Source organism: Mitsuaria sp. MSU3D (assembly GCF_056867975.1).
Genome location: NZ_CP200314.1, coordinates 4,224,586 through 4,249,969, shown reverse-complemented (window position 1 = coordinate 4,249,969; position 25,384 = coordinate 4,224,586). Strand labels below are relative to the sequence as shown.

The 25,384-nt window shown below is 69.3% G+C and carries 17 protein-coding genes; 11 read left to right on the top strand and 6 right to left on the bottom strand.

Annotated elements, in window-relative coordinates:
- Positions 1 to 5: 5 nt before the first annotated feature.
- Together AC1VNM_RS18700 and AC1VNM_RS18695 are read right to left on the bottom strand one after the other, a co-directional pair.
- Complete coding sequence (locus AC1VNM_RS18700) at positions 6 to 1,142, bottom strand: PilT/PilU family type 4a pilus ATPase (RefSeq protein WP_483107888.1); 1,137 nt, start codon at positions 1,140 to 1,142, stop codon at positions 6 to 8.
- 85 nt (positions 1,143 to 1,227) lie between these two features.
- Positions 1,228 to 2,271 carry a type IV pilus twitching motility protein PilT gene (locus tag AC1VNM_RS18695; RefSeq protein WP_377159998.1) on the bottom strand — a complete coding sequence of 348 codons (1,044 nt, stop codon included), beginning with the start codon at positions 2,269 to 2,271 and terminating at the stop codon, positions 1,228 to 1,230.
- A gap of 25 nt (positions 2,272 to 2,296) precedes the next feature.
- Here AC1VNM_RS18695 and AC1VNM_RS18690 point away from each other — a divergent pair, with 25 nt between their 5' ends.
- The 4 genes from AC1VNM_RS18690 (at position 2,297) to AC1VNM_RS18675 (ending at position 6,842) form a co-directional block, all read left to right on the top strand.
- Positions 2,297 to 3,028, top strand: a complete 732-nt coding sequence (locus tag AC1VNM_RS18690) for a YggS family pyridoxal phosphate-dependent enzyme (protein ID WP_377160000.1) — start codon at positions 2,297 to 2,299, stop codon at positions 3,026 to 3,028.
- Positions 3,029 to 4,567: a sensor domain-containing diguanylate cyclase gene (locus AC1VNM_RS18685; RefSeq protein ID WP_483107887.1), complete on the top strand. Its 1,539-nt coding sequence runs from the start codon at positions 3,029 to 3,031 to the stop codon at positions 4,565 to 4,567.
- A 320-nt stretch (positions 4,568 to 4,887) separates the two neighbouring features.
- Positions 4,888 to 6,447 (top strand): methyl-accepting chemotaxis protein, encoded by a 1,560-nt coding sequence (locus AC1VNM_RS18680; protein WP_431100280.1) that lies wholly within the window; start codon positions 4,888 to 4,890, stop codon positions 6,445 to 6,447.
- A 56-nt stretch (positions 6,448 to 6,503) separates the two neighbouring features.
- On the top strand, positions 6,504 to 6,842 hold the full coding sequence (locus tag AC1VNM_RS18675) for an energy transducer TonB (RefSeq protein ID WP_331613150.1): 339 nt from the start codon (positions 6,504 to 6,506) through the stop codon (positions 6,840 to 6,842).
- A gap of 146 nt (positions 6,843 to 6,988) precedes the next feature.
- Here AC1VNM_RS18675 and AC1VNM_RS18670 read toward each other — a convergent pair whose 3' ends face one another.
- Together AC1VNM_RS18670 and AC1VNM_RS18665 are read right to left on the bottom strand one after the other, a co-directional pair.
- On the bottom strand, positions 6,989 to 7,606 hold the full coding sequence (locus AC1VNM_RS18670) for a hypothetical protein (RefSeq protein WP_483107886.1): 618 nt from the start codon (positions 7,604 to 7,606) through the stop codon (positions 6,989 to 6,991).
- Positions 7,599 to 9,887, bottom strand: coding sequence for a hypothetical protein (locus tag AC1VNM_RS18665; RefSeq protein ID WP_483107885.1), 2,289 nt, complete (start codon positions 9,885 to 9,887; stop codon positions 7,599 to 7,601). The genes AC1VNM_RS18670 and AC1VNM_RS18665 overlap by 8 nt, the downstream gene beginning before the upstream one ends.
- 76 nt (positions 9,888 to 9,963) lie before the next feature.
- On the opposite strand from AC1VNM_RS18665, the gene AC1VNM_RS18660 reads away from it, so the two are divergent.
- The 6 genes from AC1VNM_RS18660 to ylqF all read left to right on the top strand — a co-directional run bounded on the left by AC1VNM_RS18660 (position 9,964) and on the right by ylqF (position 15,316).
- Positions 9,964 to 10,446, top strand: a complete 483-nt coding sequence (locus AC1VNM_RS18660) for a hypothetical protein (protein ID WP_483107884.1) — start codon at positions 9,964 to 9,966, stop codon at positions 10,444 to 10,446.
- A gap of 98 nt (positions 10,447 to 10,544) precedes the next feature.
- Positions 10,545 to 10,814, top strand: coding sequence for a hypothetical protein (locus tag AC1VNM_RS18655; protein WP_377160011.1), 270 nt, complete (start codon positions 10,545 to 10,547; stop codon positions 10,812 to 10,814).
- A 10-nt stretch (positions 10,815 to 10,824) separates the two neighbouring features.
- Positions 10,825 to 12,285 (top strand): TolC family protein, encoded by a 1,461-nt coding sequence (locus AC1VNM_RS18650; RefSeq protein WP_483107883.1) that lies wholly within the window; start codon positions 10,825 to 10,827, stop codon positions 12,283 to 12,285.
- Positions 12,286 to 12,311: 26 nt separating this feature from the next.
- A complete protein-coding gene (locus tag AC1VNM_RS18645; protein WP_377160015.1) occupies positions 12,312 to 13,724 on the top strand; it encodes a multicopper oxidase family protein in 1,413 nt (470 codons plus the stop codon).
- The gene (locus AC1VNM_RS18640; RefSeq protein WP_483107882.1) at positions 13,699 to 14,151 is read left to right on the top strand and encodes a copper-binding protein; all 453 of its coding nucleotides are present in this window, start codon (positions 13,699 to 13,701) and stop codon (positions 14,149 to 14,151) included. Before AC1VNM_RS18645 ends, AC1VNM_RS18640 begins: the two co-directional genes overlap by 26 nt.
- A gap of 136 nt (positions 14,152 to 14,287) precedes the next feature.
- Positions 14,288 to 15,316, top strand: a complete 1,029-nt coding sequence (gene ylqF / locus AC1VNM_RS18635) for a ribosome biogenesis GTPase YlqF (RefSeq protein WP_483107881.1) — start codon at positions 14,288 to 14,290, stop codon at positions 15,314 to 15,316.
- Between the two features lie 124 nt (positions 15,317 to 15,440).
- Here ylqF and AC1VNM_RS18630 read toward each other — a convergent pair whose 3' ends face one another.
- Positions 15,441 to 16,061, bottom strand: a complete 621-nt coding sequence (locus tag AC1VNM_RS18630; RefSeq protein ID WP_377160021.1) for a trimeric intracellular cation channel family protein — start codon at positions 16,059 to 16,061, stop codon at positions 15,441 to 15,443.
- A gap of 147 nt (positions 16,062 to 16,208) precedes the next feature.
- Here AC1VNM_RS18630 and htpG point away from each other — a divergent pair, with 147 nt between their 5' ends.
- Positions 16,209 to 18,101 (top strand): molecular chaperone HtpG, encoded by a 1,893-nt coding sequence (gene htpG, locus AC1VNM_RS18625; protein ID WP_483107880.1) that lies wholly within the window; start codon positions 16,209 to 16,211, stop codon positions 18,099 to 18,101.
- A gap of 59 nt (positions 18,102 to 18,160) precedes the next feature.
- On the opposite strand, the gene AC1VNM_RS18620 is transcribed toward htpG, so the two are convergent.
- Positions 18,161 to 25,282 carry a C80 family cysteine peptidase gene (locus AC1VNM_RS18620; protein ID WP_483107879.1) on the bottom strand — a complete coding sequence of 2,374 codons (7,122 nt, stop codon included), beginning with the start codon at positions 25,280 to 25,282 and terminating at the stop codon, positions 18,161 to 18,163.
- Positions 25,283 to 25,384 lie beyond the last annotated feature (102 nt).

The following is a 25,384-nucleotide window of genomic DNA, read 5'->3' as shown; positions in this document are numbered from 1 at the left end:
ACGCTTCAGACGATGGTCAGATGCTCGGTGCCCGACGACAGATCGCCGCTGCGCGCCCGCTCGCTGTTGAGCTTGATCTGCAGGCGCAGGTCGTTCACGGAGTCGGCGTTGCGCAGCGCGTCCTCGTAGGTCACCTTGCCCATCTCGTAGAGATCGAACAGCGCCTGGTCGAAGGTCTGCATGCCGAGCTCGCGCGAGCGCTTCATGATCTCCTTGATCTCGCCCACCTCACCCTTGAAGATCAGGTCGCTGATCAGCGGCGTGTTCAGCAGGATCTCGACCGCGGCGACCCGGCCCTTGCCTTCCTGGCGCGGCAGCAGCCGCTGCGACACCAGCGCCTTCAGGTTGAGCGACAGGTCCATCAGCAGCTGCGCGCGCCGCTCTTCCGGGAAGAAGTTGATGATCCGGTCCAGCGCCTGGTTGGCGCTGTTGGCGTGCAGCGTGGCCATGCACAGGTGACCCGTTTCAGCGAAGGCCACCGCGTGCTCCATCGTCTCGCGGTCGCGGATCTCGCCCATCAGGATCACGTCCGGCGCCTGGCGCAGCGTGTTCTTCAGCGCCTGCTCCCAGCCTTCGGTGTCGAGGCCGACCTCGCGCTGGCTGACGATGCAGTTCTTGTGCGGGTGCACGAACTCGACCGGGTCCTCAATCGTGATGATGTGGCCGTAGGTCGTCTGGTTGCGGTGGTCCACCATCGCCGCCAGCGAGGTGCTCTTGCCCGAACCGGTCGCGCCCACCAGGATCACCAGGCCGCGCTTGGTCTGCACCACGTCCTTGAGGATGTGCGGCAGTTCCAGCGACTCGACGGTCGGCAGCGTCTGCGGGATCGTCCGCAGCACCAGCGCCACGTGGCCCTGCTGGATGTAGGCGTTGACGCGGAAGCGGCCGATGCCTTGCGGCGAGATCGCGAAGTTGCACTCCTTGGTGCGTTCGAAATCGGCCGCCTGCTTGTCGTTCATGATGGCCCGCGCCAGCTGCAGCGTGTGCTGGCCGGTCAGCGGTTGCGGCGACACCTTGGTCACCTTGCCGTCGACCTTGACCGCCGGCGGGAACTCCGCCGTCAGGAACAGGTCGGAGCCCTTGCGCGACACCATCAGGCGAAGCAGGTCGTTGATGAACTTGGTGGCCTGATCGCGTTCCATGGCGGCGTCCTGTCCTGTGTGCCGGGGCGTGGCGGTCACCCGCCCGCACCCGGTCGATTTGTCGTTGTGGTGGCGGCCGGCCCGCTCAGCCCGGGAAGTTCTCAGGCATCTTGGCCTTCGCGCGAGCCTCGGCCGGCGAGATGATGTTGCGGCGGACCAGGTCGGTGAGGTTCTGGTCCAGCGTCTGCATGCCCAGGTTGTTGCCCGTCTGGATCGACGAGTACATCTGCGCGACCTTGTTCTCCCGGATCAGGTTCCGGATCGCCGAGGTGCCCAGCATGATCTCGTGCGCCGCGACCCGGCCGTTGCCGTCCTTGGTCTTGCACAGCGTCTGCGAGATCACCGCCTGCAGCGACTCGGACAGCATGGCGCGGACCATGTCCTTCTCGGCGGCGGGGAAGACGTCGACGATCCGGTCCACCGTCTTGGCGGCCGACGACGTGTGCAGCGTGCCGAAGACCAGGTGGCCCGTTTCCGCGGCGGTCAGCGCCAGGCGGATGGTTTCCAGGTCGCGCATTTCGCCGACCAGGATGCAGTCCGGGTCCTCGCGCAGCGCCGAGCGCAGCGCGTTGGAGAAGCTCAGCGTCTGCGGACCCACCTCGCGCTGGTTGACCAGGCACTTCTTGGATTCGTGGACGAATTCGATCGGGTCCTCGACGGTCAGGATGTGGCCGTACTCGTTCTCGTTGAGGTGGTTGACCATCGCGGCGAGCGTCGTGCTCTTGCCTGAACCGGTCGGTCCCGTCACCAGCACCATGCCGCGGGGCTTCATCGCCAGCTCGGTGAACACCTTCGGGCAGTTCAGCTGCTCGAGCGTCAGGATCTTGCTCGGAATCGTCCGGAACACCGCCCCGGCGCCGCGGTTGTGGTTGAACGCGTTGACGCGGAAGCGCGCCAGGCCCTGGATCTCGAACGAGAAGTCGACTTCCAGCGTCTCCTCGTAGGCCTTGCGCTGGGCGTCGCTCATGATGTCGTAGACCATGTCGTGCACCTGTCGGTGCTCGAGCGCTTCGACGTTGATGCGGCGCACGTCGCCATGGACGCGGATCATGGGGGGCAGCCCGGCGGACAAGTGAAGGTCGGAGGCCTTGTTCTTGACCGAGAATGCCAGCAGTTGGGTGATGTCCATGGGATGAGTAAAAGCGTGGGCGATTATGGCGACGATCTCCGAGAACATACAACAGCTCCATGGCCGCATTGAGAGGGCTTGCCAGCAGGCGTCGCGGCCTGTCGACAGCGTCACGCTGCTGGTGGTAACAAAGACTTTCCCGGCCCCGGATGTGAGAGAGGCCTTCGAGGCGGGGGAGCGCCGCTTCGGCGAGAACTACGTCCAGGAGGGCGTCGACAAGATCGACGCCCTGGCCGATCTGCGCGGACAGGTCGAATGGCACCTGATCGGACCGCTGCAGAGCAACAAGACCCGCGTCGTGGCCGAGCGCTTCGACTGGGTGCACGGCGTGGACCGCCTCAAGATCGCCCAGCGGCTGGCGGAACAGCGGCCCAAGGACCTCCCGCCCCTGAACGTCTGCCTGCAGGTCAACATCAGCGGCGAGGACAGCAAGAGCGGCCTGGCGCCGGCGGAGGTCGCCGGCGTGGCCCGGGCCGTCGCCGCGCTGCCGGCGCTGCGGCTGCGGGGGTTGATGGCCATCCCCGAGCCGGCGGCCACGCTGGAGGATCAGCGCCGGCCGCACCGCGCGCTCGCCGGGTTGATGGCCACGTTGAACCGGGACCTCGGCCTGGGCCTGGACACGCTCAGCATGGGCATGAGCGCCGACATGGACGCCGCGATCCTCGAGGGCGCCACGATGGTGCGCGTCGGCTCGGCGATCTTCGGCGCGCGTCCCAGACCGGAGCCTCCGTCCGATCCGTCTCCCCCGGCGGCCTGAATGGATGCGCCGCAGCGCCCCGCAGAGCTGGTACCCCAGACGCCGGGCAGCCTGTCTGTCCGGGCGCTGTGGCGCGAGGGGCGTACGGCGGAGCGCGCGTGGCTGCTCGGCGGCTGGCTCGCGACGATCGCCGCGTGCGTCGTGCTCGGACTCGTCACGATCCGCGAAGGCTGGTCCGGCATCCCGGTCGACCTCGGCGGCGCCAACGCGTTCCTGACCTTCTATCCCCCGGTTCCGTTGTGCCTGTGGTGGACGCTGTGCTTCGGCTGGCGGTGGGGGGCCGTGCCGGCCTGGCTGGCGACCTTCGTCCTGGCGATGGCCACCGGCATGACGACGCCCTGGGCGGCACTGTTCGCCTGCGCCAATCCGCTGGGGCTGGGCGTGCTGGCGCTGGGCTACCGTGCCGTCGACGCCCCGCGCGGGCTGGGCAGCCTGCGCGCCTGGCTGTTCTTCGTGCCGCTGTGCTTCGTCGCGGCGGTGTTCAGCTCCTCGGGCGCGCTGATCTGGAACTTCAGCCACGACCTCCCCGCGCATCGCCAGCTGCCGATCTGGCAAGGCTGGTGGCTGGGCGCGTTCCTGCAGAGCGTCCTGCTCGGCGGACCCTTGATGGCGCTGACCTGGCCCCGTCTGTCACGGTGGATCGCGGCGCGGCCGGTGCTGTTCACGCCGCCACCCACCGGCCGGCGGGCGATGGGCCTGGGCCTGCTGTTCTCGATCGTGCTGGCGGTGCAGGGCTACGGCCTGGTCAGTCTCGGGCTGGGCTCGCTGCAGCTCCGGACCGCGCTGGGCAGCCACGATTGGGCGAAGCTGGATGAAGCCTCCCGAGTCATGCTCAGCACGGCCTGGGTGTTCTTCTGGGTCTTCACGCTGATCGTGCTGTTCGTCGCCCAGTTCGGCTACCAGGCGCTCTCTCGCTGGCTGCGCTCGACCGAGGCGCTCGTGACGCAACTGGCGCGGGTGAACGCGGAACTGGAGCAGCGCTCGCGCACCGACGGGCTCACCGGCCTGGCCAACCGCATGGCGACGGAGGAGGGCCTGCGCGCCTTGCTGCGCACGGTGCGGCGCTACCGGACGCCGTCCGCGCTGCTCATGCTCGATATCGACCACTTCAAGCAGGTCAACGATCGTCACGGCCACGCGGCCGGGGACGCAGTGATCCGTTCGTTGGCGCAGGTGCTGAAGGCGTCCTCGCGCGACGTGGATCTGCCCGGGCGTTTCGGCGGAGAGGAATTCGTCATCGGGCTCGCCCACACGGACCTGCCCGGCGCTCGCCGTTTCGCGGAACGGCTGCGCGAGCGCATCGCGGCCACGCCGGTGGCGATCGACCCGAAGGATGGCGGCGCGGCGTCGGTCGCGTACACCGTCAGCATCGGCGTCACCGTGCTGCGCGACAGCGATCCGGGCATCGAGGACGTGCTGCGTCGCGCGGACGCGGCGATGTACCGGGCGAAGGAGGGCGGGCGCAATCGCGTCGAGGTCCTCGACACGGACGCCGCATCGCTGCCCGAGGCGCCGCCGCCGACGTCAGGCAAGGCCTGACCCTTGCCGGACCCGGACGCCCGCGGTTACTGCGCGGGTACGTGCTCCGCGCCGACGTCCTGCGCAGGAATATGCAGGAATCATGAAACCCCGCCGAGCGGCTCATTAGGGCTTCTACCAAGTGGTTCGGACGGCCGTTTTCATTCAGTTGCAAGTGACGCGTCAGAATTCACGGGGCCTCGAACAGGCCATGGATTCCCTGAATCAAGTCCAACGATGATCGCGCCGAAGCCGATGGTCGGTCCGCACGGCGGCGCCACGAGCGCTCGAAGCTCGCCGCGGTCGGTCATTCAAACAACTCAATCGTTGCGAGGGAATCGATGTCGTTTCTGTCCCGCCTGCGTATCGGCCAGCGCCTGACGCTGAGCTACGCGCTGCTGATCCTGCTGCTGGTCGTGATCGGCGCCTTCGGCGCCCACAACGCCAGCCGCCTGTCCCATGACCTGAGCACGACGGCCAATTCCAGCCTGGTGAAGATCGCGCTGGCCAACGCGCTGGAGAGCGACGTCAACGTCATCGCCCGCGCCTCGCGCGACCTGCTGCTGCTGGACACCGCCAACGCGATCAAGCGCCAGAAGGCCGACATCGCCGCTGCCCTCGAAGACGGCCAGAAGCAGCTGACCGAACTCGACGGCAAGGTCTCCGACGCCAAGGACAAGGAACTCGCCGCCAAGGTGCGCGATGCCCAGACCAAGTTCGTCGACGCGGTGTCGAAGTTCCTGAAGGTCCAGCAGGACGGCAGCCCCGACGAAGCCCGCGAAGCGCTGATCAAGGACGTGCGTCCCGCGCAGAAGGACTACCAGGACACGCTCAAGAGCCTGGTCGACCTGCAGTTCGCCAACGGCCGGGATCTCGCCGAAGGCGGCGCCAAACTGGCCAACCAGTCGATCGTCATCACCGGCATCCTGGTGGTGATCGCCGTGGTCATCGGCAGCGTGGGCGGCCTGACGATCGCCCGCTCGATCATCGTGCCGGCCCGCAAGGCCAAGGACGCCGCCCAGGCGATCAGCTCCGGCGACCTGTCGCAGCACATCGAGGTCGAAGGCTCCGACGAACTGGCGCAGATGCTGCACGCCATGCGCGACATGCAGACCGCGCTGTCGGGCGTCGTCGCCAGCGTGAGCTCCGCGGCGGGTGAAGTGGCCCAGAACTCCAACGAGATCGCCGGCAGCAACGTGGACCTGTCGGACCGCACCGCGCGTTCCGCCGAGAGCCTGCAGAACACCGCCGCGTCGGTCGAGCAGATCGCCTCCAACCTGAACGGCGCCAGCGAACTGACCCGCAAGGCCGCGAGCATCGCGACCAAGGCGCGCCAGTCGGCCTCGGCCGGCGGCACCGTGGTGAGCCAGGTCGTGTCGACGATGGAAGAGATCAGCGCGAGCTCGCGCAAGATCGGCGACATCATCGGCGTCATCGACGGCATCGCCTTCCAGACCAACATCCTGGCGCTGAACGCCGCCGTGGAAGCGGCCCGTGCCGGCGAGCACGGCAAGGGCTTCGCGGTGGTGGCGTCGGAAGTGCGGGCGCTGGCCTCGCGCTCGGCGCAGGCCGCCAAGGAGATCAAGGTGCTGATCCAGGAATCGTCCGTCAAGGTCGAGAACGGCACCGCCCTGGTCAACAACGCCGGCGCGACCATCCGCTCGGTCGTCGACGAGGTCAACAACATGGGCCAGCTGATCGAGGAGATCTCGCACTCGGCCCAGGAGCAGGCGGCCGGCGTCGGCGTCGTGAACAACGCGATGAACGAGCTGGACCGGGCGACGCAGCAGAACACCACGCTGGTGGACGAACTGACCCGCTCGACCGACTCGCTGCGCGACAGCAGCTCGCGCCTGGTGCAGGCCGTGGGCTTCTTCAGCACCGCGCGCGCCGCCTCCTGAATCCCCAGTTCCTACCGGAAACCCGTTTTCCTCATCCAAGACGTACGAGGTCCCCCATGAGCAAGCATCTCACCACCACCGTTTCCCGCACCCTGCTGGGCCTGGCCGCCGCGCTGGTCCTGGCCGCCGGCGCCCATGCCACGCCGAAGATCGTCAAGAAGGTGCCGCCGGAGTTCCCGGCCGAGGCCGCCCGCCAGTCGATCTCGCAAGGCTCCGTGCGCGCCAAGATGAACATCGAGCCGGACGGCAAGGTCTCGGGCGTCGAGATCCTGGAAGCCGAACCCCGCAAGGTGTTCGACAAGGCCGTGACCCGCGCGCTGATGGACTGGAAGTTCGAGCCCAGCGGCCAGAAGGAAACGCACGAGGTCAAGCTCGTGTTCAAGAACGAGGACTGATCGCCGCCGCCGGTCCCCTGGGCCGGCCGATCGATGTCACCGAAGGGCCGCGCAAGCGGCCCTTGTCTTTTGCAGCCAGCGGGCCGCGTCTTCAGCATCGAATCCCCAGGCACGTGCCCGCCCCTGTGTCGATCCGGCCCCGGGCGTCACATCATGCGTTGTCGCTTGGTCGGCGGCTCGGTCACGACGTCGGTCGCGAGTCTGGCCCGGATGTGCCTCAGTTCCGGGAGCAGCGTATCCAGGCGGGTCTGGTGGAGGGCCGCGTCGATCGCCTTCAGCTTTTCGAAGGTGGCCGCTTGCAGCGCCTCGTCCTCGCCCCCGTCCTCGCCCTCCTCCTGCAGGCGTTCGTAGGCCCTCAGCACTTCCTGTCTGGCCTCGCGCAGGGCCCTGCAAGCGGGTTCCTGGTCGACGCGGGACTGCAGCATGTCGCCCAGCGGATCGTTCTCGACCGACAGGAGAAGCACGACGCCGGGGCAGTCGTCATCGGACTCGGCGGTGACCAGCGCGAGCGCCGCCTCCTGGAACTTCTCGCTGCGTGTCGCCGAGTTCCAGTCGTCGCCCGCGCCGACAGCGCCGAAGACCGGCTTGTCGGCGACGCGGACCCGATCGGCGCCCAGCAGTCCGGCGAGCACCCGCGACACGTGCCAGCGCAGCACCATGGCCTCCTCGAGCACCTCGTCGAAATCGGGCTGGCGCTGTACGCAATCCGCGTCGACGCGCGCGAGGCAGGCCTGGACGAAGGCATTGCCGGCCACTTCAGACAACGAGCTCGCCTCCGTCGCATCCCGCATCGCTGACATGGCCGACAAGGTCAGCATGCCGGCGTCCACGCAAGGGCCGACCGGCTGTTCGACCATGGCGCGGCAGCGGCGCGCGAAGTCGGTATCGGTGGCGAGTCCGTCGACGATGGTGGCCAGGTGGGCGCAGAAGGCGATGTCCCTGGCGCTGAATTCCTCGACCACCGCGCGCAGCTGACGCACGTTGGCGATGTAATCCAGCACCGGTTCGCCGTCGGGCAGCACGTTGACGGCGCGCGCCCGCAGCGCGGGCGGGAGCCGGCCTTCCGGCCACAGCGCCCGGATCGGTTCCAGGCGCTGCCGGTTGGCGTTGCGACGGCGGTGGAACAGCACCCCCTACGCCGGAGGTCCAATCGGGTGGAAGGGCGTCGGGCGGCAGCGACCGGCCGCGCTCCGGCAGCCGGATCAGATAGAGCGACGGCAGTGCGCCGCTCAGGTGGCCGATTCGCCTCGCCAGGTCCGCGGGTGCCAGTTCGTGCGTGTGGTGCAGCGTGACGACGGAGATGTCGGCGTCACGCAGGCTCGAGGGGAGCGTCGAATGCGACAGCGGTGGCGTCGCGATGTCGATGTGACGGACGCCCAGACGGTCCAGCAGCTTGGCCATGCCATCGCTGGCGTGCAGCCGTTCGCCGCGCCAGATCAGCGTGCCGCGATCGTTCAGGCTGTCCGGCGGCACCAGCTTCAACAGCGCGTTCATCGGGGGCAGCGCGCAACCGCGACGCAGCATGGGGGCGGACAGCAGGATCCGTCCGTCCGGGTTGGCCGCCCTCTCGCAAAGCAGTTCCACCCAACGTTCTCGACGCACGCCTTCACGGCCCTGCGCCTGACGAGCCCACGCGACGAGTGCGGCGGGGGTCTCGATGTCACCGGTGTAGCGCGACAGGGGTGCACCGCTGAGTCCCGCCACGGCCGGGGCGTGCGCCACCCGTGTCATGCGCAGGTGGCCATGCGTCGCCAGACGCAACAGCGACATCTGCTCCGATGACGGGGTGGCAGTCGGGTCGTCGATCAGATCGTCCAGGACGGCAAAGGCCTGCGCGCGCAGCCATTCGTGCGCCGCGGTGATCAGTCTGCGATCCAGGGACGCCAGGTGCGCGCGCAGTGACGCCGGACCGTCGAGCGAGCGCGGGATGACGGCGAGGTCCAAGGCTGCGCCGGGACTGTCGAGCGACAGCAGGTTGGTCGACGGCAGCCATTGCACGGATTCGAGCGAGGGCAGGTTGACCTCGGACGCGACGTGCGACTCCCGCGGGCTGCGACTGCTGGTCATCAACGGGGCGAGGCCTGTCGCCTGGCGGCGTACGACCAGTGACGGTGGTCTCGACGAAGTGTGCTCATCGGCGACCCGCCCGGACGTCGAACGCCCGTCGTCGCCGTCGGGATCCGGCGTCTCGATGTCGCTCAGCAGACGTTCGAAGAAGGGGATGTTCAATCCCGCGCCAGGTGCCCTGAGCGGTCCCTCGGGGATCGGTCCGGGGGACGTCACGGGATCGATCCCATCGATCGTTGGCCAGACGGCACCGGGCGACGGCAAGGACCGGCCCGAGGTGAAGGGTGTGCCCGGCGTGCTCTCAGGCGTCTGCAGGCTGTCGATCGACGACAGGCTCGAGATCGATGACGTCGGAGGGGAGCCCGACGGATCCGGCGAGGCGGGGCGCGGCAGGCAGGATTGCGGCATCTCCCTGGCGGCCTGGAGCACTTCCACCAGCAACATCACCCGTCGTGCCGGTAAGGCGTCGGGTTGTGGCCGCGCATGTGCGGCCGCCAGGGCCGCAGTGAGGTCGTCTCGCATCACGCGGTCGACCAGCTGGCAGATCTCGGCGGCGGTGGCTGCAGAGATGGGCGGACAGCTTGCGCCGGCGGTGGCGCGAATCTGATCCAGCAGTTTCGGCACGCCCGCCGCATTCAGGCGTCGCCATGCAATGCGAGTGCCCGAGTGCAATTCGGCCATCGGCCCCAGCGCCGCGATCGATGCCCGGGGATCGCCCGCCTGCAGTTGCCGACCCAACAAGTGACGCAGTTGGCCGCGTCCATCCGTTCTGACCGTGCCGGCGATTTCCGCAGGCGCAGCGGTGCCCGCCCATCGAGCAAAGACGTCGCTCGCCGAAAGCGGACGGACGCCGGGCTCCGATCCGGCCGGGCAGGACGAGGCGGTCGGCGCGAACGACGACGGCAGGGTCGATGCCGACCCGTCCAGGTCGCCGAAGTCGGGATGAGGATGAGTGGATTCGGGACGAAGAGGGTTCATGGGGCACGTTCTGGGGTAAGCGGAGCTTCCTCAGTGTTCGCACGGCTCCACTCGACCTGTCCTACACTCCTGCCCCATGTCCCGCCTGAACGCACCCGGTCCGCGCCGGCTCCTCTGGAGCCGCTGGCTGGTGCTCGCGCTGCTGAGCCTGACCCTGCCGTTGCAGGGCGCGCTGGCCGCGACGATGGGCATCGGCATGGCGCTGTTGCCGTCGAACGCGGCCGCGGCCGTGATGACGATGCCGAGCGACTGCGAGGACATGGGTCACGACCTGTCCGCCATGGCGGGGATGTCGCAGGACATGCCCGGCATGGACCACGCCGGCATGACCGCGACGGGCCACGCTGCGTGGCAGGACGACGGCGCGGATCATGCGTCCACCTCCGATCATCATTGCGGCATCTGCCTGCAGTGCTGCATCGGCGCCGCGATGCCGGTCGCCCCGCTGACGCCGGCCGCGCACGACCTGCGCGACGCCGCGCCCTCGCTCGACGCCCACGGTGCGCCCGAGCAGTCTCCCCAGCCGCTTGAGCGGCCTCCCAAAGCCTTCCTCGCCTGAACGCCGGCGCCCGTCCTGGACGAGGCGCCGTCCGAGCCGTCATCCGTCTGCGCCTTCGCAGCGGATCGGCATCGATCCTGTTCATCCGCGAGGAAGCCATGTCTTCTCGTTTCATTCCCGCACTCGCGCTGACGATGTGCCTGGGCGCCGCCATGGCCGCGCCGCCCGATCCCGCCGACGCGCGCCAGGGCGCCGCCCCGCCGCGACCCAAGCCTCCCGCCGCCGCATCGAGCGCCGCGGTCGTCGATCCCGGCGTCGGCGACTGGCGCCAGGCCAACCGTCGCGTGCTCGACGCCGGCGGCTGGCGCGCATTGCTGCGTGAGAGCCAGGCCGCCTCGGCGCCGGCCGGCGGCCATCATCACCATTGAGGAGCGTCCGATGTCCTCCACGATGACCTCCGGTCGACCCGAAGGCCGGCACACGCCGCGGCTGTTGGCACTGGCGATGGCCTTCACGCTGTCGGCCTGCGCCTCGCTGTCGCCGGAGCAGGCCGTCGCGCCCGTCCAGCAGAAGAGCCGCGACTGGCTCGGTGCCGACCTGCCCCTGCAGCGTTCCGACGATCAACGCGCCGCCGCGCGCGCGCGCACCGAGGCGCTGCTCGCGCAGCCGCTCGACGCGCAGGGCGCGGTGCAGCTGGCGCTGCTCAATCACCGCGGCTTGCAGGCCGGGCTGTACGGCCTCGGCATGGCGGAAGCGGAGCGCGTGCAGACGCTGCTCTGGCCGAATCCGGTGCTCAACATCGGCCGGCTGGTCCGGGGTGACGAACGCGAGATCGAACGCGGCCTCCAGTTCAACCTGCTGAGCCTGCTGGGCCGCGGTGCCCGCCAGGACGCCGGCGCCCGGGCACTCGAACGCGAGCAGGCCCGCGTCGCGCAGCAGTTGCTCGACGTCGCCGGCCAGGCACGCCGCGGCTGGATCCAGGCGGTCGCGTCGCAGGAGCAACTGCGGCATGCGCGGACGGTGCTCGACTCGGCGTCGGCAGGCGCCGAGCTCGCGCTGCGGATGCGCCAGGCCGGCAACGTCAGCGCGTTGCGACTCGCTCGCGAGCGCAGCGTGCTCGCCGAGGCGCAGCTCGCGCTGGAACAGGCGCAGTTGCAGGCCGAGGGGGACCGCGAGGCGCTGATCCGCGCGATCGGTCTGTGGGGTGACGACCTTGCCGCGCTGAAACTGCCCGAGCGCCTGCCGGACGTGCCCGCCGATTTCCGGACCGCGGACGACGTCGAACGCCAGGCCGTCGCGCAACGGCTGGACATCCTGGCGGCGAAGCGCGAGTCGGAGCAACTGGCCGCGCAACTGGGGCTCACGCGCCGGACCGGCCGGGTCAACGTGCTCGAACTCGGTCTGCAACGCAACAGCAGCAACGAGGAGCCGACGCAACGCGGCGTCGAGCTCAGCGTCGAGCTGCCGCTGTTCGACTGGGGTCAGGCGCGTGTCGCCGGTGCTCGCGAGGCCTACGGCCAATCGCTGGAACGGACCGCGCAGATCGCGATCGAGGCGCGTTCCGAAGTGCGCGTCGCGCGTGCGCGCGCCGAGGCCGCCTGGCGCATCGCGCGGCGCCATCACGACGATGTGCTGCCGCTGGCCAGGCAGGTCTCCGACGAGACCCTGCTCCGCTACAACGGCATGCTGATCGGCGTGATGGACCTGCTCGCCGACGCGCGCGCGCAGGCACGCGCCGTGTCCGCGACGCTGAACGCGCAGCGCGACTTCTGGCTCGCGGAATCCGAGCTGTCGCAGAGCCTGCTCGGCCCCTTGCGCGACGGCGCCACCGCGGCCTCCTCTTCTTCTTCTTCATCGACCGCCGGCGCGCCTGAAGCCGCTGGCGGCGCCGCGCACTGAGCGCGCGGCATCGAAAGGACCTTCCGATGATTTCCCGGAGAAACCTCTTCGCCCGAGCGGCCGCTGGTGCGGCGCTCGGCGCTGCCGGCGCGGTGAACGCGAGCGGGGTCTCGCGCGTCGCCATGGCGGCGCTGCCCGAGCCCGCCCTGCGCGACAACGCCGAGACGGCCCCGCCGCTGGTGCCGCCGAACGGCCGGCCCTACAACCCGGTCGTCACGCTCAACGGCTGGACGCTGCCCTGGCGCTTGCGCGACGGCGTCAAGGAGTTCCACCTCGTTGCCGAGCCGGTGCTGCGCGAACTGGCGCCCGGGTGCACGGCGCACCTGTGGGGCTACAACGGCCAGTCGCCCGGTCCCACCATCGAGGTCGTCGAGGGCGACCGCGTCCGCATCTACGTGACCAACAAGCTGCCCGAGCACACCAGCGTGCACTGGCACGGCCAGCGGCTGCCCAACGGCATGGACGGCGTGTCGGGCCTGACCCAGCCGGCGATCAAGCCGGGCGAGACCTACGTCTACGAGTTCGTCGCGCGGCGTCCCGGCACCTTCATGTACCACCCGCACGCCGACGAGATGACGCAGATGGCCATGGGCATGATGGGCTTCTGGGTCACGCATCCGAAGGGCCGGCATCCGCAGATCGCCGAGGTGCAGCGCGACTTCTGCTTCCTGCTGTCGAGCTACGACATCGATCCCGGCAGCTACACGCCGCGCACGATGACGATGACCGACTTCAACCTGTGGACCTGGAACAGCCGCGTCTTCCCCGGCATCGACACGCTCAACGTGCGCCAGGGCGACCGGGTGCGGATCCGCGTCGGCAACCTGACGATGACCAACCACCCGATCCATCTGCACGGGCACGAGTTCGAGGTCACCGGCACGGACGGCGGCCCCGTGCCGAAGACGGCGCGCTGGCCGGAGGTCACGACCGACGTCGCGGTGGGGCAGATGCGGCAGGTCGAGTTCCTCGCCGACGAGCCCGGCGACTGGGCGATCCATTGCCACAAGAGCCATCACACGATGAACGCGATGGGGCATGAGGTGGACACGCTGATCGGCGTGGATCACCGCGGTCTCGCGTCGCGCATCAACAAGGTCATCCCGGACTACATGGCGATGGGCGAACGCGGCATGGCCGACATGGCCGAGATGGAGATGCCGCTGCCCGAGAACACCGTGCCGATGATGACCGGGCAGGGGCCCCACGGCTCGCTCGAGATGGGCGGCATGTTCAGCGTGATCAAGGTGCGCAAGGACCAGAGGCCCGGCGACTACGGCGATCCGGGTTGGTACGCGGCTCCGGCGGGCACGGTCGCCCGCCCCGTGGCGGCACCGGCCGGCGCGCCGATCGCCCCCGCTCCGAAGCCTGCCGCCGCTCCCGCCGCGGAACCGTTGCGCGTCCGCAAGCCCGATGGACACGGACATCAGGGGCATTGAGCTCCGACGCCCCCCACATTCACGAATTCTGAAAGTCATCATCATGAACCGCATTCACACCACTTTCGCCGCCCTCGTCGTTGTCCTGACCGCTGCCGCTTTGCCGGTCCGCGCGCAGGAGCATTCGCATGAAGGCCATGAACAGCACGCGCAGGCGACCGACGCCGCGACGCCGTCTTCGCAGGACTGGATCCCGGCCGAGGTCCGCCGCGTCGATGCCGCGCAGCAGAAGCTCACGCTCAAGCACGGCGACATCCGCCACCTCGACATGCCGGGCATGACGATGCCGTTCCGGCTGGCGTCCGGCGTCGTCAGCGCGGCGCAGCTGTCCGCCATCAAGGTCGGCGACAAGGTGGAGGTCCGCATCGAGTCACGCGACGGCGCGCCGACCATCGTCGAGCTGCGTCCGGCGACTGCCTCGAACTGAGGGCAGGCCGCCGCTGGTTCAGGGACGGCTGTGCTTGAGGTTTTGACGCTCGCCGCCAAGGCCTCATGCACTGGCGGCCAAGCGCTGAGAAGACGCAGGTGGAAAGCTGCTTCCCGGATCGCGGACAATCGCCCCCATGGCGATTCAATGGTTTCCCGGGCACATGCACAAGACCCGGGGCGCGATCCGCGAGCGCATGAAAAGCGGGATCGACGTGGTCATCGAGATGCTCGATGCCCGCGTGCCCGCGAGCAGCGCCAATCCGCTGCTCGCGCAGCTGACGCAGGGCCGGCCGGCGCTGAAGCTGCTCAACAAGCAGGATCTGGCCGATCCGGCCCGCACGGCGGAGTGGCTGGCGTTCTATCGCGCGCAGCCGGACACGCAGGCCGTTGCGATCCATCAGGGCCAGCCCGGCCTGGCGAAGATGATGGCGGCCGAGTGCCGGGCGCTGGCGCCTCACCGCGGCGGGCTGGACAAGCCGTTGCGCGTGCTGATCTGCGGCATCCCGAACGTCGGCAAGTCGACGCTGATCAACACGCTGGTCGGCAAACGCGCCGCGGCCACCGGTGACGAGCCTGGCATCACCAAGATCGAGCAGAAGATCCTGCTCGACAAGGGTGTCTACCTGTTCGACACGCCGGGCATGCTGTGGCCCAAGATCCGTGTGCCGGAAGCGGGCATCAACCTCGCCGCCAGCGGGGCGATCGGCCGCAACGCCTTCGAGGAGGAGGTGGTGGCGCTGGACCTGCTCGGCTATCTGCGCCGTTACTACCCGCAATCACTGAAGAGCCGCTACCAGCTCGAGCCCGGCGCCTCGCTGCTCGACGGCGAGGTGCTGCAGCTGATCGGCAAGCGGCGCGGCGCGGTGCTCTCCGGGGGGCGCATCAACATGCAGAAGGCCGCCGAGGTCCTGCTGTACGACCTGCGTCAGGGCCAGCTCGGGCGCATCACGCTGGAGACGCCGGCTGAGTTCGACGAGTGGAGCGCCGCGGCCGAGGCTGCCGAGGCCGCCAGGATCGCCGAGAAGGAAGCCCGCGCCGCCGAAGCCAAGCGCGGCACGCGGGATGCGCAGCAGGCGCATGCCGCGGACGACCTCGACGACGAAGACGAGGACGAAGACGAGGACGAGGACGAGGACGAGGAGGACCTCGACCGCGAGAAGTGAGCCGCGAGGGACCGAGCACGACGGCAGAAGCCGGGTGCCCCCTCGCTCATACGCTCGCAGGCTCCGCTAAATCGCTCAGGGGCACCCGGCTTCCGCCGTCCGGAAAGGATGACCGGTGCGCTTGTCAGGGATGCACTTGCAGCATCTGCAGCGCAGGCAGTTGCCAGCCGAAGTACAGCGCCGCCAGGCGCAACGCCGCAACACCCACCATGCCGGTGACGAAAGCCCAGCGCATCGGCACGCCCATCGCCTTCAGCAGGAAATACAGCGCGATGCCGCCGATCGCGGCCGTCGCGTAGATGTCCTTGCGCAGCAGCAGCGGCGCCTGCCCGCTGAGCAGGTCCCTCAGCACGCCGCCGCCGCACGCCGTCAGCGTGCCCATCAGCAGCGCAGGCATCGGCTTCAAGCCGTGCTCCTCGGCGATCTCGGTGCCGCACAGCGCGAACAGCGCCAGCCCCAGCGCGTCGGCGATCTTCAGGATCCCGATCGCATGCTCCGGGAACGGCCCCACGATCAGCGCCGCCAGGGCACTGGCGATGATCACCAGCAGGTAACGCGTGTCCTTCATCCAGAACACCGGATGCCGGTTCAGCAGCAGGTCCCGCAGCGTGCCGCCGCCCACCGCCGTCATCGCGGCGATCACCAGCAGACCGAACAGGTCCAGCCCCGCCTGCATCGCGGCCAGCGCGCCACTGACGGCAAACACCGCCACGCCCAACAAGTCGAACCAGTAGATCATCGGCATAGGGCGCGGAGTTTAGAGGCGCGTGCCGTCCCCCCTTGAAATCGGACCAGGCCGGGCCCATCTGTCGCCGCGATAATCCTGGCCCCATCGGGGCTTGCCCTGTCGCACCCCGTTGGCATCCCTTTGGCATCACCGCTCTCACGAACGATGGACAAGCAAACCCATTCCTTCCAGGCCGAAGTCAAGCAGATCCTGCATCTGGTGACGCACTCGCTCTACTCGAACAAGGAAATCTTCCTGCGCGAGCTGGTCAGCAACGCCTCCGACGCCTGCGACAAGCTGCGTTTCGAGGCGCTGGACCATCCGCAACTGTTCGAGGACCAGCCGAACCTCGAAGTCCGCGTGTCCTTCGACACCGAGGCCCGCACCGTCACCATCAGCGACACCGGCATCGGCCTGTCCGCGGAAGAGGCCATCGCCCACCTCGGCACGATCGCCAAGAGCGGCACCCGCGAGTTCATGGCCAAGCTCGAAGGCGACCAGAAGAAGGACGCGAACCTGATCGGCCAGTTCGGCGTCGGCTTCTATTCCGGTTTCATCGTCGCCGATCGCATCACGGTCGAATCGCGTCGCGCCGGCCTGCCGGCCGAGCAGGGCGTGCGCTGGTCCTCCGAAGGCACCGGCGACTTCGAGGTCGAGACCATCACCAAGCCCGGCCGGGGCACCGACGTCATCCTGCATCTGCGCGAAGGCGAGGAGGAGTTCCTCAAGACCTGGCGCCTGAAGTCGACGATCTCGAAGTACTCGGACCACATCTCGCTCCCCATCCTGATGCGCAAGGAAGAGTGGGACGCCGACAACGCGACCCAGGTGCTGAAGGACGAGTGGGAGCCGGTGAACAAGGCCTCCGCGCTGTGGACGCGCGCCAAGAGCGACATCACGCAGGCCGAGTACGACGCGTTCTACCAGCAGATCAGCTACGACACCGAAGCGCCGCTGGCCTTCACGCACAACCGCGTCGAGGGCCGCAGCGAATACACGCAGCTGCTCTACATCCCGGCCAAGGCGCCCTTCGACCTGTGGAACCGCGACAAGCGCGGCGGCGTGAAGCTGTACGTCAAGCGCGTGTTCATCATGGACGACGCCGAGGCGCTGATGCCGGTCTACCTGCGCTTCGTCAAGGGCGTGATCGACTCGGCCGACCTGCCGCTGAACGTCAGCCGCGAACTGCTGCAGGAAAGCCGCGACGTGAAGGCGATCCGCGAAGGCTCGACCAAGCGCGTGCTGTCCATGCTGGAGTCGCTGGCCAACAGCGAGGACGCCGGCGAGCGCGACAAGTACGCGCGCTTCTGGACCGACTTCGGCCAGGTGCTGAAGGAGGGCGTCGGCGAGGACCACGCCAACCAGGAACGCCTGGTCAAGCTGCTGCGCTTCGCGTCGACGCATGCGGACGAGAACGTCTCGTTCGCCGACTACGTGTCGCGGATGAAGGAAGGCCAGGAGGCGATCTTCTACATCACGGCCGACAGCCTGGGCGCCGCGAAGAACAGCCCGCAGCTCGAGATCTTCCGCAAGAAGGGCATCGAGGTGCTGCTGCTGACCGAGCGCGTCGACGAGTGGATGCTGTCGCACCTGCATGAGTTCGAGGGCAAGGCGCTGCAGTCGGTCGCCAAGGGCGCCGTCGACCTCGGCCAGCTCCAGGACGAGGAAGAGAAGAAGAAGGCCGAGGAAGCCGCCGAGCAGTTCAAGCCGGTGCTGGACCGTCTGAAGACCGCGCTGGAAGGCCGCGCCAAGGACGTCCGCGTGACGACGCGGCTGGTGGATTCGCCGGCCTGCATCGTGGTCGAGGAACACGACATCAGCGGCCACCTGGCCCGCATGCTGAAGCAGGCCGGCCAGACCGCGCCGGTGTCGCAGCCGACGCTGGAGATCAACCCCGACCACGCGCTGGTGAAGAAGCTGGGCGCGATCGAGGGCGACGACGCCCGCTTCGGCGATCTGGCGCAGGTGCTGTTCGACCAGGCCCTGCTGGCCGAAGGCGGCGTGCTGGAGGATCCGGCCGCCTACGTGAGGCGCGTCAACGCCTTGCTGCTGGGCTGAGCCGCCGGCCGCCTGATCGTCGCGGCGGCCCCCGATCCTCGTGGGGGCGATCCGCGGCGTCAGGGTATCGATGCGGCCGTGGCGTGGATCGCGGCCGTTGAGCGGCACGGCGATGACTGCCAGGTCAGCGCCAGGCTCGGGGGGCCGCCGGGCGGCCCCTCGCCGCCCGCCATCGCGTCGATGAACTGCGCGGCTTTCAGCCGCCAATGGGAAGGCGCTGCGGCGGCCGCCGTGCCTCCAAGCGGGATGTCCCGGCCCTGAGGCCGTCCTGCCCCGTCGGCAACGTCAGGGGCTCGCTGCAGCAGCGACTCTCCGTCGGCAGCCCCTAGATCACTCGCCAGCGACCATCTCTGTGGCGCGGTCTGCGATGCATCGGCCATGAGCGTGGCGAGCGATGCCGGCAGTGCCGCCATGCGCCACGCATCGGGAGCGATCGGATGCCGCAACAGCGCGACGGGTTCCTCGTCGGCGCCGACGGCGGCCACGGCGGCATCGGATGCCGGGATGTCTGGCAGACGGACACGGTCCCAGAGCGCCCCGTCGCTGATCAGCAGGTCGGCGTCGTCTCGGGTCGTTGCCAGTTGGCTGCTGCGCACCGTCAGCAAGGGCCGCGCCAGCGTGCGCGACACCGACGGCCATGCCAGGCAGCGCGCCTCGCCTTGACCGGTGATCCGGGTGGACGGGTCGGGCCGCCAGTCGTCATCGACGGGATCGTCCGACAGGACCGTGAGTGCATTGCGGATCCGCACCAATTGGCCGCTGTCCGGCCGGTGGATCAGGAGATCGCTGCCTTCGTAGAAGGCCTCGTCGTCATCGAGCCCGAGGTCGTCCAGGTCGATGCGGCGCGGTGCGCCGTCGATCTCCTCCAGGATCACGATTTCCGCTGCTCCCAGCGCGGTGGCCCCATCCAGGTCGATGGGGCGTCCGTTGCCCTGGATGAGCACCAGCGCCGGCGCCGTCCGACCCGCGAGGAATTGCGCCTTGAAAGCACGGAAGTCGGCGTCGTCCTTCAAGTGGAACGGCGTGGTGTCGCCGTCATCCAGGCGGATGTAGAGGCGGCGACCTTCCGTGAAGCCGAAGTGCGTGCGTCCCTGGGTCGTCGCTTCGAAGCCCGTGTCGTCGAGCTGGAAACCGGAGTAGCCGTCGGGCGACCAGGCGGGAGACAGCTGCCGCATCCACCATTCGATCAGCCCGCGGGAGAAGGTCTGAGGTCGCGCGGGGTCCGGGTCCACGCGCAGGCGCAGGTCCGTGCCCAACTCCCTGGCGCTCCCGATGTCGGCCCAGTAGAGGTTGTCCCTCGACGTTGCGGAAACGGGCGGGAGTTGGTGGAAGGCGGGATCGGGACGCAGCATCAGCACGTAGCGGGCGTCGCCGTCGCGGCCGTCGATCCGGAACACGTCGCCCGGACGCCCCCCTGTCGTTCCGATGTCCTTGATGATCTCGGGGCCCGGCACCAGCCGCTGGAGGGCCGCCAGCAACTGACGGCCCAGCAGCGCGTCGTTGGCCAGCGGCGCGTGCGACAACTTCGCGCGGTCCATTTCGTCGCGCACTCGGATCAGCCGATCGCGCAGGGCGGTGGCCGCCGATTCGCGCAGGCAGGACTCGACCGGACTGCGTGGTTCCGCGTGACGTGCGTACCAGGCGTCCAGCGGCAGACCTTGGACGCCCGCCTGGGCCTGCCAGAGCCTGAAGGTCGCCGACTCGATCTCCCAGCCGTCCGCGTCGCGTGCGATGCGACCCAGCGTCGAACCGGCGAAGTGCTCGGCGGCGGCATCGTCCGCGCCGCTCAGTCCTGGCGACGGGTCTCGCACGGTCAGGCCGGCGCGCCGGACCCGGTCCAGCAGCGTCTGGGGCAGTCCACCCATGCGGCCCTCGGGGCGCAAGATGCCGGGCTCCGCGGCCCAGGCGGTGAGCGCCTGCTGAAGGGGGCTGTCGACCAGCCCTTCGACGCCCGTGGACGCGAGCACATGGGTGGACCGGTCGTCGCGCGTCAACTGATCGGTCAGGTCCTGCATGAACAGCCGCAGGGTGGGCGGCAGGACGTCGTAGTAGTCGTGCGGGCCGTCCCGGTCGGTGCTGCGCGAGTCGGCCGCCAGGGAGTACACGTCGATCCGGATGTCCACGCCGGCATCGCGCAACAGGTGGACCAGTTCTGAGGATTCGGGGGGCGTCGCCCCCAGCCTGATCCACGCCGACCCGTGGTCCCTGCCGGCCAGATGCTGGTCGAGCAGATGCTGGAGGCGGTTCACCAGCCCCTGGAGGTGGAGGCGCTGCGGCGCGGTCAGTCGCGGCAGCGCCGGCAGCAGATCCGCGGGTGCCGTGCCCGCGGCCAGGTAGGCCTGCGCCTGGTGGAGGATGAGCCACTGTTTCGTCAGCGCGATGTCATCGGAGGACAGCGCCTGGACGCCGGGATTGCGCAGGGCGCCGACGCCGACGCCGGCCAGCGACAGCGCGCCGGCCAGCGTGGGATCGGCGGCCAGACTCACCGTCGGCGCGCCGGCCGCCGACTGCTCCAGCGCGTCCACCCGGCCCCAGAGCGCCAGGAAACTGGCACCGCCGGACGGGCGGAGGGTGGCCGACAGGCGATCGGAGAATTCGATCGCCTCCAGGGGCTGCGGGGGACCGCCGTCGGGGCCGGCGAGTTCCGTGCCTGTCGCGAGCTGCTCGTTCAGGAACGTGGTCAGGCGTTGCGGCGTCCATCGCGGATTCCCCCGGAGCCATCGCATCAACGCTTCTTCGCCGGCGTCGGTGAGCATCACGGGCTCGCGGGCGAACTGTCCTGATTCCTGCCGGAAGGTGTAGGTGATCGGCTGCAGGAAATGTCCGCCGTCGTAGCGGACCATGGGACGTCCTTCGGGGTCGAGGCTGACCTCCCCGCCGCGCAGGTCATAGCGGGCCCACGCGCCGGTGCCGATCGTGGCGCCCGGTCTGAAGAGCATCAGATGCCGCTTGCTGTGGAGCGCGGCCGCGCCGGAGACCGGGTCCATCAGCCCTGAGAGCGCCTCGCCGTCTTCCAGCGAACTGGACAGGTGGATCTGCCGGTGGATGTGTTCCTGAGCGAGGGGCAGGAACAGCGAATCGGGACGGAGCTCCGCCGGTGGTGCCAACGCGATCAGTGCCCTCCTCAGCGCCGTCTCGGGACGCAGGGTGGTGGACCACGTGGGCAATGCCAGCATCAGCGAGGCCCGCCGGTTGTCGAGGTCCAGCAGAACCCGCACGTCGGGCACCAGGGGGTCCGCGAGTTGGATGACCGCATCGTTCAAGGCTTCGAAGCGCAGCTCCTGGCCGCCGATGCGGACGCCCTTCTGGTCCCCGTCGATGAAGTCGACGGGCTGGCCGCCTCGGGCCAGCCCGCCCTTGCGCATGAAGGTCCAGACGTCGCGTCCCTGGGTGGCGGGCAGGATGATGACCGGGTTGCGCACGGTGCCGTCCGGCGGCAGCGCCAGCGTGTAGCGGCCGCCGCCGCCCAGCAGCCGGAGATGGACCAGCGACTGGTCGAGCGGCAGGAGGGTGCGGGCATTCTGGTCGTCGAAGACGAACCGGTTGCCCTCGGCCTCCGAGGCGGCGGGGAGCGCCAGCACGCGGTTCTGGTCGTCGAGGACGACCTCCAGCAGGGTGCTCAGGTACTCGTAGCGCCACAGGTCCGCCGATTTGGCGAAGCTGCTCGAGGTCACGTAGTCGCCGACGAATCGGGCATCGCTGTTCACCTGCATCCGTTCGATCAGGTCGTCGTGCAACAGCGAGAAATCGCCGCCGGCCCGGGAGGAGGAATACCCGTCGTGGTGGATCCGGACATTGGGCGACGTCATGAGCACCAGCACCAGACCTGGATCGCGCAGCGGCCGGGGAAGCGGCACGCGCGGAACGGTGGCCCGGTCCGCGGTGCGCATCAGCGTCCAGAGGTCCATGTCCAGCCCGTCACGCGCATAGGTGGCCTGCCGGTCCGAGCCGTCGGCCACCCACCAGTCGTGCAGTCGCCGGCTGCCGGCCTGCCAGTACAGCTGGCTGGCCTGCAGCGCCGAAGCGCCCATCGATGCGTCGGCGAACACCACTTCGCCCTTGCGGAAATCGATGCGTTTCATCGGCGCCCAGCCGTTGGCCAGCAGCACCTCGGCGCCATGCGTCGGGCCGGCCCGCACGCGCCGCAGCGGTTCGATGTATCCCCGATTGATCTGGCGCAGCGGCCGGAGGTTGCGATCGACGCGCGCGATCGCGCCGGTGACGGCCCGGTTGAGTTCCACGATCCCGTAACCCAGTCCCGTGATCGGCACCAGGGCGCAATCGGCCGCGGCGGCGAGCAGCGAGGCGCCCAGCAGATCCGCGACCGCGGCGGCCCCCGCCAGCAGCAAGCCCTCGGAATCAATGACCAGCTTGACCGTGGCGCGCGAGACGTCGGTGCTGGTGCCGAGATTCAGCGCCTGGACCAGTTCGTTCAGGTCGGCCATCAGGACGCCGGCCTGCGCCGCGCCGCCCAGTGTCGACAGCGCCCTGGACAACTGATTGCTCGTACGCACCAGGCCGTCCATCGGAAGCAGCTGGGACTGGCTCATGGCCGCGCGGACATCGGCGACCATCGCCGCGACATCGGCGCCCGCCTGCAGACCTTGCTGGGCGACGCCCAGGTACCAGAGCGCGCCCTGATAGCGCATGCCCTCGGGCGAGTTCGTGGACAAGTCCTTCAGCGACAGGGCCAGCATGCCGACGTTGAGCAGGTCCAGGCCGCGGCCGGCGGATGTCACGTCGTTGTCGCGCGTCTCGAGCTGGGACAGCCCGTCATGGATCACGGCGATGCCGGCGCGCAGCGCCTGACGATCGGCGGGTGCGGTGACGGTGCGACTCACCGTGGCGTCCGTCGACAGGTCGAGGTAGGTCAGGGTCAGAGGACCCTCGGCCAGGTCGTCGATCCGGGGGAGCAGCACCATGCCCGCGGGGCGATGCTGATCCACCACCTCCTTGAACCGCCGGCGGATCTGGAAACTCTCCCCGATCCTGGCGCGCGCGAACGCGTGGAACCGCTCGGTCGCGCGGTCGTCCGCGGCGCCGTCCAGGACGACGCAGCAGGCGGCGCGCGCCGGCTCTCCCACGCCCCCATCGGGGTACTTGTCGCGGACGCGGAGGCTGCCCGTGTCCGGATCGGACCAGTACACCCAGGTCTTTCCCGCGGCGCGGCGCACGGCAGGTGCCTGGGGGTGGGGCCGCGTGCCCTTGCGAAGGCGCCGGTGGCCGTAGTCCAGGAGCACGGTGTCGGTGTAGACCGTCGTTTCCATGCCCGGCCGCCCCAGCGCCTGGGTCACGGCTTCGCTCGTGAACTCGCGGCCGAAGCTGCGAAGCGTGGCGGGCGTCTCCAGCGAGCAACTGAGCAGATCGACGCTGGAGATCTTCGGAAGCGGACGGTCCGGCGTCTCGAGCCTCGTCATGAGCCCTTTCAGCGCCACGGCGAGGTCCGTCGCGGAGCGGCCGCTGAGCAGCCGCTCCTTCGTGATCCAGGAGGTGTGGCCGTGGCCGTTCACGATCAGCTTCACGCGCGCATCCGGCATGGCGTTCGCCAGCAACGACTGACCCCGCACCACCTTGTAGCTGCCGTCCGGATGGAGTTGCACCCAGACGAGTTCGTTCGGATGGATGCGGCTGAGCGTCGCCCCGGCGGCATGGATCGCGGCGTCGTCCTCCATCTGCACGAACACGCGCAGCATCGGGCTGCGGGCGTCCGGCAAGGTGTCGGCGGGCAGGCGCGACGTGTAGGTGCCGGTCGTGGCGCTCCAGGCCGACAGGTCGGGAACGCGCGCGCCGTGGAAGGCGGGCTCGCCGAAGATGTGGCGGACCACGGCGGTGCCGTGGGCCTGGAATTCCCAACGCCCGCCGTCACCGCGCTTGACCACGGGAATGTTCCCCACGCGGAACTCGTCCGCGGTCAGGGTGGCTTCGGGAGGCATGCGCTCATGGCGGAAGGGCAGCGAATCTCCGAACAGCGCGACGCAGAACGCGTCCCCGAGCTCCAGATCCAGGTTCTGCGTGCGGATCTCCGCCGGCCCTGCCGACAGGGCGAGCGCCGGCAGATGGAGCTGGAATGTCGGCGCCCCGGGACCTTCGATGCCGGTGAACGTCACGCGCCCGGCCTGCCGGTCCAGGCTCTGCTCCAGGTCGGGCGCGAGCGTGTGGAACAACGGCAACGGCACGCGGTCGGAAGCCGGCAGGAGCGGGACCGGCGGGTCGCCGAGAAGGTCCGGGTCGCTGGGCATCGTCTCGGGGACCAGCAGCTTCAGCAGCGCGGACTCCTGATGGGTGATGTACAGGCCGGGCCTGACGCGGGCCCAGGGCACTGAACCGTCCGGCGTGCTGGACAGGAAATGCAGCGGGCCCATCATGTCCAGGTTGGACAAGGTCCGCAGCGGGTGCCAGAGTTTCCGCAGCGTGCCGACATGGCCTCGCGCCAGGGTGTCGCGTATCCCGACCACCTTCGCCAGATGATCCAGGTCCAGGAGGAACGGCACGCGGGCGCTCCCCGAATAGAGGGCGGCGGCCGTCAGTCGTGCCGCGGCGATGCGGTCCGCCAGGGCGTCCGGCAGTGAGTCGCCGACCGATTGCCGGACCAGGCTGTTCACCACCAGCAATCCCTCCGCCAGAAGCCCGCTGGCGCGATGCACGGGGATCTTCTGGCGAAGGAGCGGGGACGAGGCTCCCCCCAGGTTCTGCGTGCCGACGTCGCCGATGGTCCAGGTCCGGAGCATCGAGGCGACCCGCAGGTCCTGCGGTTCGAGGATGGCCTTCGCGAGCGTGTCGCGCGGGCCTCCGTTGCCCAGCAATCCCGCGTAGGCGCCATCCAGTACCGCACTCACCAGCCGTTCCGACAAGGTCTGCAGGAACTGCCGTTCCGCGGGCTCGATGCGGGCATCGCGCAGTCGTCCGATCAGGTGGGCGAGCACCTCGTCCCGCAGCGCGTCGCGCCGGTCGGCCAGCAAGGGGTCGGCGTCCGCCGCGCCGCCGCGCACGGCGTGCCCGACGGTCGACAGGATGACATGCAGACGCCCCTCCTCGGCGTGGACGGCCGGATGTCCGAGCGGGGTGAGCAACACTTGTTCAAGGGAGATTCCCGGCCCGGTCCGGGCGGGCGTCGACCGCGACGGCGTCGGGGTCGACGACAGCCGGGGCAGCGGGATCTGCAGATGCAGCGAGGACGGCATGGCGAACGCTCCTGAGCAATGGAACGTCGTCTCAGTCGTCCGCGCCGAGTGGCCCCGGCCAGGAAATCGGGGACCTCAGCGCTGGACCTTGATCGCCCTCCC

Excerpts from the sequence above, each read along its gene's own strand:
- AC1VNM_RS18700 (WP_483107888.1), bottom strand. The coding sequence starts at position 1,142 with ATGGAACGCGATCAGGCCACCAAGTTCATCAACGACCTGCTTCGCCTG.
- AC1VNM_RS18695 (WP_377159998.1), bottom strand. The coding sequence starts at position 2,271 with ATGGACATCACCCAACTGCTGGCATTCTCGGTCAAGAACAAGGCCTCC.
- AC1VNM_RS18690 (WP_377160000.1), top strand. The coding sequence starts at position 2,297 with ATGGCGACGATCTCCGAGAACATACAACAGCTCCATGGCCGCATTGAG.
- AC1VNM_RS18685 (WP_483107887.1), top strand. The coding sequence starts at position 3,029 with ATGGATGCGCCGCAGCGCCCCGCAGAGCTGGTACCCCAGACGCCGGGC.
- AC1VNM_RS18680 (WP_431100280.1), top strand. The coding sequence starts at position 4,888 with ATGTCGTTTCTGTCCCGCCTGCGTATCGGCCAGCGCCTGACGCTGAGC.
- AC1VNM_RS18675 (WP_331613150.1), top strand. The coding sequence starts at position 6,504 with ATGAGCAAGCATCTCACCACCACCGTTTCCCGCACCCTGCTGGGCCTG.
- AC1VNM_RS18665 (WP_483107885.1), bottom strand. The coding sequence starts at position 9,887 with ATGAACCCTCTTCGTCCCGAATCCACTCATCCTCATCCCGACTTCGGC.
- AC1VNM_RS18660 (WP_483107884.1), top strand. The coding sequence starts at position 9,964 with ATGTCCCGCCTGAACGCACCCGGTCCGCGCCGGCTCCTCTGGAGCCGC.
- AC1VNM_RS18655 (WP_377160011.1), top strand. The coding sequence starts at position 10,545 with ATGTCTTCTCGTTTCATTCCCGCACTCGCGCTGACGATGTGCCTGGGC.
- AC1VNM_RS18650 (WP_483107883.1), top strand. The coding sequence starts at position 10,825 with ATGTCCTCCACGATGACCTCCGGTCGACCCGAAGGCCGGCACACGCCG.
- AC1VNM_RS18645 (WP_377160015.1), top strand. The coding sequence starts at position 12,312 with ATGATTTCCCGGAGAAACCTCTTCGCCCGAGCGGCCGCTGGTGCGGCG.
- AC1VNM_RS18640 (WP_483107882.1), top strand. The coding sequence starts at position 13,699 with ATGGACACGGACATCAGGGGCATTGAGCTCCGACGCCCCCCACATTCA.
- ylqF (WP_483107881.1), top strand. The coding sequence starts at position 14,288 with ATGGCGATTCAATGGTTTCCCGGGCACATGCACAAGACCCGGGGCGCG.
- AC1VNM_RS18630 (WP_377160021.1), bottom strand. The coding sequence starts at position 16,061 with ATGCCGATGATCTACTGGTTCGACTTGTTGGGCGTGGCGGTGTTTGCC.
- htpG (WP_483107880.1), top strand. The coding sequence starts at position 16,209 with ATGGACAAGCAAACCCATTCCTTCCAGGCCGAAGTCAAGCAGATCCTG.
- AC1VNM_RS18620 (WP_483107879.1), bottom strand. The coding sequence starts at position 25,282 with ATGCCGTCCTCGCTGCATCTGCAGATCCCGCTGCCCCGGCTGTCGTCG.